This is a genomic window from Mesorhizobium sp. M1D.F.Ca.ET.231.01.1.1 (genome assembly GCF_003999155.2).
GTDB lineage: Bacteria > Pseudomonadota > Alphaproteobacteria > Rhizobiales > Rhizobiaceae > Mesorhizobium.
Map to the genome: position 1 here is coordinate 397,688 of NZ_RZOZ02000001.1, position 12,164 is coordinate 409,851.

The window sequence follows — 12,164 nt, forward strand, 5'->3', positions numbered from 1 at the left end:
ATTCTGTGGCCTTGACGCCGGGCAAGCGTCTTCCTAGAAGCTAGTTTAGAATTGTTCAAAACTGGGTGGCCGAAAACGCAATGGTCCGGTCGCCCGCGCCGCAAGCCGGGTAAATAGGACGGCTTGCCTTGCAATTTCAAGGAAATAACGCGCTATCCTCGCGGAATGGCTGCTGACGGGACCGACGGAAGGAAAATGGCCGCAACTCGCGCCTATCTCGACTACAACGCCAGCGCACCTCTCATTGCAGAGGCGCGGTCGGCGATGGTCGCCGCGCTCGATGCCGCCAATCCGTCGTCGGTGCACTCGGAGGGCCGCGCGGCGCGCCGGCTGATCGAGGACGCCAGGCGCGACGTGGCAAGGCTGGTCAACGCCAGGCCCGAACATGTCGTGTTCACCTCGGGCGCGACGGAAGCCGCGTCGACGCTGCTCACCCCCGACTGGCAGATGGGGCGCGGCGCCATCCGCATGAGCCGCCTTTACGTCTCCGAGGCCGACCATCCCTGCGTGCTCGGTGGTGGACGTTTTCCGGCCGCGCAGGTGACGCGGATCGGCGTCGATCGGAACGGCGTTGCCGACCTTGACGCGCTGGCCAAGGCGCTGGCCGCGCACGACAGGGCCGACGGCCTGCCGCTGGTGGCGATCCATGCCGCCAACAACGAGACGGGCGTCATTCAGCCGGTCGGCCGGATCGCGGAGATCGTCAAGCGGGAGGGCGGTGTGGTGGTGGTCGACGCCGTGCAAGCTGCCGGGCGGATTCCGATCGACATATCAGCCGGTTATGCCGACTACCTGATCCTGTCCTCGCACAAGCTCGGCGGGCCGATGGGCGTTGGCGCCATCGTCGCTCAGGCTGACCTGATGATGCCGAAGCCGCTGATCAATGGCGGCGGCCAGGAAAAGGGCCATCGCGCCGGCACCGAGAACCTTCCCGGCATTGCCGGTTTCGGCGCCGCGGCGCGGGCAGCACTCGCCGGCCTGGATGCGATGGATGCGGTCGCGTATTGTCGCGACGAGATCGAGGCGATCCTGAAGGAGCTCGCCCCCGACGCGGAAATCTTTGGAGCGGCGGCGCCACGGCTTGCCAACACGACATTCTTCGCTATTCCAGGCGTCAAGCCCGAAACGGCGCAGATCGGCTTCGATCTCGCCGGCGTTGCGCTGTCAGCCGGTTCAGCCTGCTCGTCGGGAAAGGTCGGGCCAAGCCATGTGCTGAAGGCGATGGGTCGCGGTGACAGTCTTGGCGCCCTGCGCGTCTCGATCGGCCGCGCCACCGGCGACGGCGAGGTCGAGGCGTTTCGAACTGCCATGGCGCGGATCGTTGCGCGCCGCGCCGGAAAGGAACAGGCCGCCTAACCGCGGCAAGGCATCGGACAAGAGACCCCGGCGGTTCTCGAAATCCGGTTCTCGAAAACGAATTCAGGCCATGTGGCCTGGTAGAGCCGTGCGTTTTGTCTTGGCCGGGTGAATTCTCGGTCGAAACGCACTATATGGAGCTTACGCCGCTTCGGGCGCCTCGCAGGTGCCCGGTCCCAAGCGGTGCCATAGTTTGAAAACTGCCGGGCCTTGACCCCGGCGTGGATGGAGAACGCTTATGCCTGCTGTGCAGGAGACGATCGATCGAGTCCGAAAGATCGACGTCGACCAGTATAAATATGGATTCCAGACAGAGATCGAGATGGACAAGGCCCCCAAGGGCCTGAGCGAAGACATCATTCGCTTGATCTCCGAGAAGAAGGGCGAGCCGGACTGGATGCTGGAATGGCGTCTCGGGGCCTTTCGGCGATGGCTGACGCTGGAAGAGCCGACCTGGGCGCGCGTCCACTATCCGAAGATCGACTTCCAGGACATCCACTACTACGCCGCGCCAAAGAGCACGCCCGGCCCGAAGTCGCTGGAAGAGGTCGATCCCGAACTGCTCAAGGTCTATGAGAAGCTCGGCATCCCGCTGAAGGAGCAGGAGATCCTTGCCGGCGTCCAGAAGACCGATGACTCGGAATTCGAGGAAGCCAACGACAACGTCTACAAGTCGGGCCGCGTCGCGGTCGACGCCGTGTTCGATTCGGTCTCGGTCGTCACCACCTTCAAGAAGGAGCTGGCTCAGGCCGGCGTCATCTTCTGCTCGATCTCGGAAGCGATCCGCGAGCATCCGGAACTGGTGCAGAAATATCTCGGCTCGGTCGTGCCGACCACCGACAATTTCTACGCCACGCTGAACTCGGCCGTGTTCACCGACGGCTCCTTCGTTTTCGTGCCGAAGGGCGTGCGCTGCCCGATGGAGCTGTCGACCTATTTCCGCATCAACGAGAAGAACACCGGCCAGTTCGAGCGCACGCTGATCATCGCCGAGGAGGGAGCCTATGTCTCCTATCTCGAGGGCTGCACGGCGCCGCAGCGCGACGAGAACCAGCTGCATGCGGCGGTGGTCGAACTGATCGCGCTCGACGATGCCGAGATCAAATATTCGACGGTGCAGAACTGGTACCCGGGCGATGCCGAGGGCAAGGGCGGCGTCTATAATTTCGTCACCAAGCGCGGCGACTGCCGTGGCGACCGCTCGAAGATCTCGTGGACGCAGGTCGAGACCGGTTCGGCCATCACCTGGAAATATCCGAGCTGCATCCTGCGCGGCGACGATTCCAGCGGCGAGTTCTATTCGATCGCGGTGTCGAACGGCTACCAGCAGGTCGACAGCGGCACCAAGATGATCCATCTCGGCAAGAACACGTCGAGCCGCATCATCTCCAAGGGCATCGCCGCCGGCTTCTCGCAAAACACCTACCGCGGCCAGGTCTCGGCGCACCGCAAGGCGGCGAATGCCCGCAACTTCACCAATTGCGACTCGCTGCTGATCGGCGACCAGTGCGGCGCGCACACCGTGCCCTACATGGAGGCCAAGAACGCGACGGCGAAGTTCGAGCACGAGGCGACGACGTCGAAGATATCCGAGGACCAGAAGTTCTACGTCATGCAGCGCGGCATCCCCGAGGAAGAAGCGATCGCGCTGATCGTCAACGGCTTCGTCAAGGACGTCATCCAGCAGCTGCCGATGGAGTTCGCCGTCGAGGCGCAGAAGCTGATCGGCATCAGCCTAGAGGGTTCGGTCGGCTGACCGCGAAACATATTCAGGAAGAAATCATGCTTGAAATCAGAAACCTGCATGCCCGCATCGTCGATGACGGCACCGAAATCATCCGCGGCCTGGACCTGACGGTGAAAGCCGGAGAGGTCGCCGCCATCATGGGCCCGAACGGCTCGGGTAAGTCGACGCTCTCTTACATCCTCGCCGGCCGCGAGGACTATGAGGTCACCGAGGGCGACATCCTCTATAACGGCCAGTCGATCCTTGAAATGGATCCGGCCGAGCGCGCAAGCGCCGGCATCTTCCTCGCCTTCCAGTATCCGATGGAGATACCGGGCGTCGCCACCATGGAGTTCCTGAAGGTGGCGATGAACGAGCAGCGCAAGGCGCGCGGCGAGGAACCGCTGAAGGTTCCGGAGTTCCTGAAGCGCGTGAAGGAGGCGGCGGCCTCGCTCAACATGGACATGAACATGCTGAAGCGGCCGCTCAATGTCGGCTTCTCCGGCGGCGAGAAGAAGCGCGCCGAGATCCTGCAGATGAAGCTGCTCGAGCCGAAGCTCTGCGTGCTCGACGAAACCGATTCCGGTCTCGATATTGACGCGCTCAAGATCGTCGCCGATGGCGTCAACGCGCTGCGCTCGCCGGAGCGCGCGATCGTCGTCATCACCCACTATCAGCGCCTGCTCGAACACATCGTGCCGGACAGCGTGCACGTGCTCTACAAGGGCCAGGTCATCAAGTCGGGCGACAAGTCGCTGGCGCTCGACCTCGAAACCAACGGATATGCCGGCGTTATCGGGCAAGCCGCGTGAGATGGGGCCAGGTGAGGCGAGAGCAATGAACATGCACGCACAGCCCCAGCGGACCTTGGCCGAGACGGCGCTGATCGATGCCTTCGGCGAGCGGCTGTCGCTGCTGCCCGGCGACGGCGCGGTGATGGTCAAGCGCGACGGCGCGATCGAGGCGATCAAGCACGGCCTGCCGACGCGGCGCATCGAATCCTGGCACTATACGGATTTGCGCCGGCTGCTGACCTCGGTGCCGGCCTTCGAGGCAGACGGCATCGCAAAGGCGCTCGATCCGGTTCTCGACGGTTCCGCCGTGCTGCCGGTGCTGAACGGCGTCTCGAACGCCAAGCTGCCCGAGATCGAGGGCGTCACGGTGCAGCGCCTGTCGGAAAAACTCACCGACGGCAGCGTGGCGCCGGGGCTGGATCCCTATGGCGCCGATGACGCGATTGGCGCGCTGAACACCGCCTTCGTCGCCGACGGCTATTTCGTCGATATCGCCGACGGCGCTGAACTGGAAAAGCCGATCGAATTGCAGAACCTGCAGTCCGGCGGCCAGACGCATGTGCGGCTGCTGACGCGCGTCGGCGCTGGCGTCAAGGCGGTCATCGTCGAGCGCCAGGCGGGCGAGGGCAGCGATGCTCTGGTCAGCTCGGTGAGCCAGCTCGTGGTCGGCGATGGCTCCGAAGTGACCTGGCTGATCGTGCAGGAGCAGTCGGCCACGGCCACCCATCTCGCCCAGTTCAAGGCGCATATCGGCAAGGATGCGAAGCTGACGCTGTTCGTCATGAACGCCGGCGGCAGGCTGGTGCGCCAGGAAGTGGTGGTCAGGACAACGGGTGAGGGCGCCGACTTCAAGCTGCGCGGCATCAACCTTCTGGCCGGCGACACGCATACCGACACCACCATGGTGCTCGACCACGCCGTGCCGCACACGACCTCGACCGAAGTGATGCGCAACGTGGTGACCGGCAAGGCGCGCGGCGTCTTCCAGGGGCGCATCAACGTGCATCAATACGCGCAGAAGACCAACGCCAAGATGGCCTGCAACACGCTGCTGTTGTCGGACGACGGCGAGTTCTCGACCAAGCCGGAGCTGGAGATCTTCGCAGACGACGTCGTCTGCGGTCATGGCGCTACCGTCACCGAGATCGATCACGACCATCTGTTCTACCTGATGGCGCGCGGCATCGACGAGAAGACCGCGCGGGGCCTGCTGGTGAAGGCTTTCGTGGCCGAAGTGATCGAGGAACTGGACGACGAGAGCATCGTCGAGGCGCTGGAAGCGCGGCTCGACGGCTGGTTTTTGACGCACGGGTAGCGCTTTCCCTTCTCCCCTTGCGGGAGAAGGTGGATTGGCGCGAAGCGCCAAGACGGATGAGGGGTGCTCGACGGAGTGAGGCGGTGCCTCGGAAGAGCTTGTGATGGATCAGAAGATCGAAACCGCTCCTTATGACGTCGAGGCGATCCGCCGCGACTTCCCGATCCTGTCGCGCCAGGTCTATGGCAAGCCGCTGGTCTATCTCGACAACGGCGCTTCGGCGCAAAAGCCGCAGGTGGTGCTCGACACCATCCAGCACGCTTACAGTCAAGAATATGCCAACGTCCATCGCGGCCTGCATTTCCTGTCGAACGCCGCGACGGATGCCTACGAGAAGGCGCGTGAGACGGTGCGCCGCTTCCTCAATGCGCCCAGCACCGACAACATCGTTTTCACCTCCAACACCACTTCGGCGATCAACACGGTCGCCTATGGCTGGGGCATGCCGAGGATCGGCGAGGGCGACGAGATCGTGCTCTCGATCATGGAGCACCACTCCAACATCGTGCCCTGGCATTTCATCCGCGAGCGGCAGGGCGCCAAGCTCGTCTGGGTGCCGGTCGACGACCTCGGCGCCTTCCACATCGAGGAATTCGAGAAGCGCCTGACCAGCCGCACCAGGCTCGTCGCCATCACCCAGATGTCCAACGCGCTGGGCACCTTGACGCCGATCAAGGAGATCGTGCGCATCGCCCATTCGCGCGGCATTCCGGTGCTGGTCGACGGCAGCCAGAGCGCGGTGCATATGCCGATCGATGTGCAGGACCTCGATTGCGATTTCTTCGTCTTCACCGGTCACAAGGTCTATGGCCCATCCGGCATCGGCGTGCTCTATGGCAAGAAGCAGATGCTGGAAGAGATGCGCCCCTTCATGGGCGGCGGCGAGATGATCGAGGAGGTGACGGAGGAGATCGTCACCTACAACGAGCCGCCGCACCGTTTCGAGGCCGGCACGCCGCCGATTGTGCAGGCGATCGGGCTGGGCGCGGCGTTGGAGTACATGGAAAAGGTTGGCCGCGAGCGCATTGCCGCACATGAGGCGGACCTCAAGGACTATGCGCATGAGCGGCTCAGGGCCATCAACTCGCTGCGCATCTTCGGCGACGCGCCGGGCAAGGGCGCCATCATCTCGTTCGAATTGCAGGGCATCCATGCCCATGACGTGTCGATGGTGATTGATCGGCAAGGCGTGGCTGTCCGCGCGGGCACCCATTGCGCCCAGCCACTGTTGAAACGCTTCGGCGTGACCTCCACATGCAGGGCATCATTCGGCATGTATAATACCAGGGCCGAAGTCGACGCTTTGGCCGATGCGCTGGAAAAGGCGCGAAAGTTCTTCGGGTGAGACCATGGACGATGTGAGCACCACCGCTGAGACTGCCCAGGCCGCGAACGGTATCGTCTCGGCCTCGGCGATCCCCGCCGAGGAGTTGGCGCGGCTGACCGACGACATCGTCTCGGCGCTGAAGACGGTCTACGACCCGGAAATCCCGGCCGACATCTACGAGCTTGGCCTGGTCTACAGGATCGACATCGAGGACGACCGCACCGTCAAGATCGACATGACGCTGACCGCGCCGGGCTGCCCGGTGGCCGGCGAGATGCCCGGCTGGGTCGAGAACGCGGTCGGCGCCGTCGAAGGCGTTTCCGGCGTCGAGGTCAACATGGTGTTCGACCCGCCGTGGACCCCGGACCGCATGTCGGAAGAGGCGCAGGTCGCGGTCGGGTGGTATTGACCAACTGCCCGACATGATTGGCTGACTTGCAGCAAAGGTGAAACTTCACCATTTTAAGGGCAGACTCATTCCGCGGGCCTTGAACCCGCGCGAACGTGGAGAATGAAATGGGACGCTTCGCCGTCATCACGATGACCGACAGGGCCGCCGACCGCGTGCGCGAGATCGTCGCCACGCGCGACAACGCGCACGGCATCCGCCTCGGCATCCGGAAGGGCGGCTGCGCCGGCATGGAATATACGATCGACCTGGTCACCGAGCCGAACTCGAAGGACGATCATGTCGAGCGCGACGGCGCGCATGTCTATGTCGCGCCCGAAGCGGCGCTGTTCCTGCTCGGCACCGAGATGGATTTCGAGCAGACGACGCTGCGCACCGGCTTCACCTTCAGAAATCCGAACCAGAGCTCGGCTTGCGGCTGCGGCGAATCCGTCGAGCTGAAGCCCGCCGATCTCAAGGCGCTTGCCGAGGCACGCTCCTCAAGCGCCGCTTAGGTGAGCGCTGAGGCATATCGCTGGCGATGTGCCTGCTGTGATCAGGAGCATACCGGGCTTCCCACTGACATGGCCTTCAGCACGCCGGTGAATCCCGATGCGCTTGACGATGTGGCTCGGTCGACCTTCCGCAAGAACGACGATTTTTGCATGGTGAGCTACGCAACAGGGCAAACAGACCGGTTCATTCGGTGCCTGCTGGCTTTGCCCGTGCCTCAGTTGTCCGACGAGTTCTGCTTCGGCGTTTGGATGTCGGTCTCGGAAAGAAGCTGGAATGTCTATCGGGACGGATATGACAGCGGCCAATATGAGGATGAACTCTGCTTCGGTTATTTGATGCACGACATTCCCGAGTATCCAAGCTCGATGCACCTGCATGCCAATGTCGTGTTTCAGCCTGGCAATCAGCGCCCGAGGGTGTTTCTGCATGATGCAGACCATCCGTTGGTTGCAGCGCAGCGCGAAGGGGTGGATGTGACGCAGATCGAGCGCTGGGTTGCGCTTACGCATCGCCCTGAAGCCTAGATTAATCCACCCACATGCCCGTGCGCTTGTGCCAGTCGGCGATCGATTCCTCCGGATAGACGTCGAACACCTTGTCTTTGGGTCCGATTACCGGCTCGACCCAGTTCGCCTTGTATTTCAGCATCAGATGCACCTTTTCCGGCGGTTTCGGCAGGTCGCTGTCGATCGCCGACGCGAAGGGGTGGACGAGGTCCGGCCAGGTCGGATCGTAGAGCCAGAGCGCGGCGCCGCACTTCCTGCAGAAATTGCGCTCCCCGGTTGAGACCTCGCAATGCGGATGCTCGTCGTCCTCGATCTCGGCGCGATAGACGCCGAGGCTGCGCTTGCCTCTGATGTTCATAGTCTCGTAGTCGGCGCCGAGATTGATGGCAAAACCGCCGCCGCCCTGCTGCTTGCGGCAGATCGAGCAGTAGCAGAGCATGAACGGCACCGGCGTGTGGCTTTCGACCTCGAAGGCGACGGCGCCGCAGCGGCAGGAGCCTTTGAGCAGGACAGGCATGGCGGGAGCTCCGTTTTCGTGTCTCAACCTGTCAGCATGCCTTTGGTTGCGGCGATGACAAGGCCCATGCCGGATGAGATGATCCGGCATGGATAATGCGCGCCTTGAAGAACTGTTCGAAAGCCTGGGGCCGATCAGCATCCGAAAGATGTTCGGCGGCAAGGGCATCTATTGCGACGGCGTCATCGTCGCGGTCGTCGTGCGCGGCGAGCTGATGCTGAAGGCCGACCAGGAGAGCATTCCAGAGTTCGAGGCCGCCGGCTGCAGCCGGTGGACCTATACCGGCTCGCGCCATGGCAAGGAGGTGGCGATGCCCTATTGGAGCGTTCCCGATGACGCCTTCGACGATCCCGACGAAATGGCGATCTGGGCGCGGCGGGCGTACGAGGCCGGGCGAAGGGCGGGCAGATAAGGTCTACAGCGCCTTCGCGATCTCCGCTGCCAGCCGCGCATTGTTCTCGACCAGCGCGATGTTGGTCTTGAGGCTGCGGCCGCCGGTGAGTTCCAGGATCTTCGACAGCAGGAACGGCGTCACCGCCTTGCCGGTGACGTTCTGCGCCTCGGCGGCCTTCTGCGCGGCCTGGATATAGCCGTCCATCTCGGCGGCGGGGATCTCGTCATTCCGCGGCACCGGATTGGCGACCAGAATGCCGCCGCCAAGGCCGAGCGCTTGCCGCGTATGGTAGAAATGCGCGATGTCCTGCGGCGCATTCAGCGTCAGCGGCGCGCGGAAGGGCGATTGCCTCGACCAGAAGGCGGGCATGGTCTCGCAGCCATGGCCGATGACCGGCACGCCGCGCGTTTCCAGTACTTCCAGTGTCTTCTCGATGTCGAGGATCGCCTTGGCGCCGGCTGAGACGACGATGACCGGGGTGCGCGCCAGTTCGTCGAGGTCGGCCGAGATATCGAAGCTCTTTTCCGCGCCCTTGTGGACGCCGCCGATGCCGCCGGTGGCGAAAACCTTTATCCCGGCCATATGCGCGGCGATCATGGTGGCCGCAACTGTGGTGCCGCCGGTGCGCCTTTGAGCGACGGCAAAGCCGATATCGGCGCGCGACAGCTTCATGGCGTCGCCGGTCATGGCGAGCGATTCGCGCTCGCCGTCGGAAAGGCCGATCTTGATGCGGCCATCGATCACGGCGATCGTCGCCGGCACCGCGCCGCCCTCAACGATGATCTGCTCGACCTTGGCCGCCATCGCGCCATTGTCGGGGTAGGGCATGCCATGGGTGATGATGGTGCTTTCCAGCGCCACCACCGGCCGCCCGGCGGCAAGCGCCTCCGCCACCGGCAGGTGGATGTCGATGAAGGGACGGGCGGTTTCCGGCGTCATGGCTGTTCTCCAATCCGGAGAAAACACTCCGGCAAGATGGTTTGGTGGCGCTATGCCACCTCCCGTGCCTCCGGCACAAGGGCAAGCGCCTGCGCGAAACTGGCGGCCGTGAAGGACGGGACCGCCTCCGCGCTCTCGATGGCGAGCATCGCCGCGGCAACACCTTCGCGCAGCGCTGCCCGCAAGGGCAGGCCGCGCAGCAGCGCGGCAACCGTGGCCCCGGTCAGGGCATCGCCTGCGCCGGTCACGTCGGCGACCTGTCGCGGCGCCGGCGGATCGATGGCAAAGACGCCGGATTGGTCGAAGCCCAGCACCGGCGCGCTGCCGGCGGTTATCACTCCCGCCGCCAGCCCCAATCGCTTCAGCGCGTCGACAAGATCCCGGCCGGACATGTCGGCGCCGGCGAGCGCTGCCGCCTCGCGGCGGTTCATGAACAGCAGCGATAGATCGCCGAGCAGCGGCGCCAGCCGCACGACCTTGGCCGGCGAGATGGCGATGGCGAAGACCGGCATGCCGCCGGCCTGCGCGACGAGACGCTCGAGCGCCGCCGTCGGCAGGTTCGCGTCGCAAAGGATCGCGTCAACTCCGGCGATCGCCTCGCGCACCTTGGCGCGGCGGAGCTGCTTGGGGAAGGCGAGGTCGTAGAGGCCCATATCGGCAAAGCCGACGATCAGCTCGCCCTCGCCGTCGATCAGTGCCGTGTAGCTCGGCGTCGTGCGGTCGAGGAACACCACCGAAAGATCGTCGATGCCGGCGCCGGCGATCGCCGCTGCGACCGTCTCAGCCGCCGCATCGCCGCCGCGCACCGAAAGCAGCGAGGCCGACACGCCGCGCTTCACCAGGCTGCGCAGCGCGTTGAAGACGCCGCCGCCGACGTCCTCACGCATGATGCCGGGGTTGGAGGCTGCGGGCACATAGGTGCCGGAGACCTGACCGCGCCGGTCGATATGGGCGCCGCCTAGGGCCAGAATTTTGGGGGAAGTCGGCATGCGGATGAGATGACTTTCGTTGATTGTTCGCGTGCGCACACTAGGTTTGCGCGCATCGCCCCGCAATCCGGGAGCGCGATTCGCGCCGGCTGGAGAGCGAAGTCTCTTTTGGACCAGCGGCGCTGATCCGCTCTAGTTCTAGTGAGACAAAACTAGAACAAATCGAGATATTGATTGTTTTTCAGTCATTTGTTGACCCTTGCCAAATGAGAACAAAAAAGGTACAAAACGGCAGGGATCACGGATTGTCCGGCCTTCATTGACGACCAAGGGGTGATGTATCATGGCTCAGAATTCTTTGCGGCTTGTAGAGGATAAGGCAGTGGACAAATCAAAGGCTCTGGATGCGGCGCTGTCGCAAATCGAGCGCGCTTTCGGCAAGGGCTCGATCATGCGGCTCGGCGCCAACGAGCAGGTGGTCGAGATCGAAACCGTGCCGACGGGATCGCTGGGCCTCGACATCGCGCTCGGCGTCGGCGGCCTGCCGCGCGGCCGCATCATCGAAATCTACGGGCCGGAAAGCTCGGGCAAGACGACGCTGGCGCTGCACACGGTTGCGGAAGCCCAGAAGAAGGGCGGCATCTGCGCCTTCGTCGATGCCGAGCACGCGCTCGATCCGGTCTATGCCCGCAAGCTCGGCGTCGATCTCGAAAACCTCCTGATCTCGCAGCCCGACACCGGCGAGCAGGCGCTGGAGATCTGCGACACGCTGGTGCGTTCCGGCGCCATCGACGTGCTGGTGGTCGATTCGGTCGCGGCGCTGACGCCGCGCGCCGAAATCGAGGGCGAGATGGGCGATGCGCTTCCCGGCCTGCAGGCCCGCCTGATGAGCCAGGCGCTGCGCAAGCTCACCGCCTCGATCTCGCGCTCCAACACCATGGTCATCTTCATCAACCAGATCCGCATGAAGATCGGCGTCATGTTCGGCTCGCCGGAAACCACCACCGGCGGCAACGCGCTGAAATTCTACGCCTCGGTGCGTCTCGACATCCGCCGCATCGGCTCGGTCAAGGACCGCGACGAGGTGGTCGGCAACCAGACCCGCGTCAAGGTGGTGAAGAACAAGCTGGCCCCGCCCTTCAAGGTGGTTGAGTTCGACATCATGTATGGCGAGGGCGTGTCGAAGACCGGCGAGCTCGTCGATCTCGGGGTCAAGGCCGGTGTGGTCGAAAAGTCGGGCGCCTGGTTCTCCTACAATTCGCAGCGTCTCGGCCAGGGCCGCGAGAACGCCAAGCTGTTCCTGCGCGACAATCCCGATACGGCGCGCGAGATCGAGCTGGCGCTCAGGCAGAATGCCGGGCTTATCGCGGAAAAATTCCTCGAGAATGGCGGCTCTGAAGGCGGCGACGACGGTTTTGAGGGCGAAGCCGGCGCGATGTGAAGCCAGGCAATTCCGG

Annotated in this window: 13 protein-coding genes; 10 read left to right on the top strand and 3 right to left on the bottom strand. The window is 63.9% G+C overall.

What is annotated here, in order from left to right; translation table 11 throughout:
• Positions 1-195: 195 nt before the first annotated feature.
• The 8 genes from EN874_RS01980 (at position 196) to EN874_RS02015 (ending at position 7,946) form a co-directional block, all read left to right on the top strand.
• Positions 196-1,356: a cysteine desulfurase family protein gene (locus EN874_RS01980; protein ID WP_127423849.1), complete on the top strand. Its 1,161-nt coding sequence runs from the start codon at positions 196-198 to the stop codon at positions 1,354-1,356.
• Between the two features lie 238 nt (positions 1,357-1,594).
• Entirely contained in the window at positions 1,595-3,112 is a 1,518-nt protein-coding gene (gene sufB, locus EN874_RS01985) for a Fe-S cluster assembly protein SufB (RefSeq protein WP_127423850.1), read from the top strand.
• 26 nt (positions 3,113-3,138) lie between these two features.
• Positions 3,139-3,894: a Fe-S cluster assembly ATPase SufC gene (sufC, locus tag EN874_RS01990; RefSeq protein WP_127423851.1), complete on the top strand. Its 756-nt coding sequence runs from the start codon at positions 3,139-3,141 to the stop codon at positions 3,892-3,894.
• A 25-nt stretch (positions 3,895-3,919) separates the two neighbouring features.
• The gene (sufD, locus tag EN874_RS01995) at positions 3,920-5,191 is read left to right on the top strand and encodes a Fe-S cluster assembly protein SufD (RefSeq protein WP_127423852.1); all 1,272 of its coding nucleotides are present in this window, start codon (positions 3,920-3,922) and stop codon (positions 5,189-5,191) included.
• 103 nt (positions 5,192-5,294) lie between these two features.
• Entirely contained in the window at positions 5,295-6,536 is a 1,242-nt protein-coding gene (locus EN874_RS02000) for a cysteine desulfurase (RefSeq protein WP_127423853.1), read from the top strand.
• 4 nt (positions 6,537-6,540) lie between these two features.
• The gene (locus EN874_RS02005) at positions 6,541-6,927 is read left to right on the top strand and encodes an SUF system Fe-S cluster assembly protein (protein ID WP_126088981.1); all 387 of its coding nucleotides are present in this window, start codon (positions 6,541-6,543) and stop codon (positions 6,925-6,927) included.
• Positions 6,928-7,034: 107 nt separating this feature from the next.
• Positions 7,035-7,421: a Fe-S cluster assembly scaffold SufA gene (gene sufA, locus EN874_RS02010; RefSeq protein WP_127423854.1), complete on the top strand. Its 387-nt coding sequence runs from the start codon at positions 7,035-7,037 to the stop codon at positions 7,419-7,421.
• On the top strand, positions 7,422-7,946 hold the full coding sequence (locus EN874_RS02015) for a DUF2199 domain-containing protein (RefSeq protein WP_168247340.1): 525 nt from the start codon (positions 7,422-7,424) through the stop codon (positions 7,944-7,946).
• 1 nt (position 7,947) lies between these two features.
• On the opposite strand, the gene EN874_RS02020 is transcribed toward EN874_RS02015, so the two are convergent.
• Positions 7,948-8,445: a GFA family protein gene (locus tag EN874_RS02020; RefSeq protein WP_127423855.1), complete on the bottom strand. Its 498-nt coding sequence runs from the start codon at positions 8,443-8,445 to the stop codon at positions 7,948-7,950.
• A gap of 88 nt (positions 8,446-8,533) precedes the next feature.
• On the opposite strand from EN874_RS02020, the gene EN874_RS02025 reads away from it, so the two are divergent.
• Positions 8,534-8,857 (top strand): TfoX/Sxy family protein, encoded by a 324-nt coding sequence (locus EN874_RS02025; protein WP_127423856.1) that lies wholly within the window; start codon positions 8,534-8,536, stop codon positions 8,855-8,857.
• Between the two features lie 3 nt (positions 8,858-8,860).
• On the opposite strand, the gene EN874_RS02030 is transcribed toward EN874_RS02025, so the two are convergent.
• Positions 8,861-9,778, bottom strand: coding sequence for a pseudouridine-5'-phosphate glycosidase (locus tag EN874_RS02030; protein ID WP_127423857.1), 918 nt, complete (start codon positions 9,776-9,778; stop codon positions 8,861-8,863).
• Positions 9,779-9,828: 50 nt separating this feature from the next.
• Positions 9,829-10,767: a carbohydrate kinase family protein gene (locus EN874_RS02035; protein WP_127423858.1), complete on the bottom strand. Its 939-nt coding sequence runs from the start codon at positions 10,765-10,767 to the stop codon at positions 9,829-9,831.
• A gap of 283 nt (positions 10,768-11,050) precedes the next feature.
• On the opposite strand from EN874_RS02035, the gene recA reads away from it, so the two are divergent.
• On the top strand, positions 11,051-12,148 hold the full coding sequence (recA, locus tag EN874_RS02040; protein WP_126088987.1) for a recombinase RecA: 1,098 nt from the start codon (positions 11,051-11,053) through the stop codon (positions 12,146-12,148).
• The last annotated feature ends 16 nt before the right edge of the window (positions 12,149-12,164 follow it).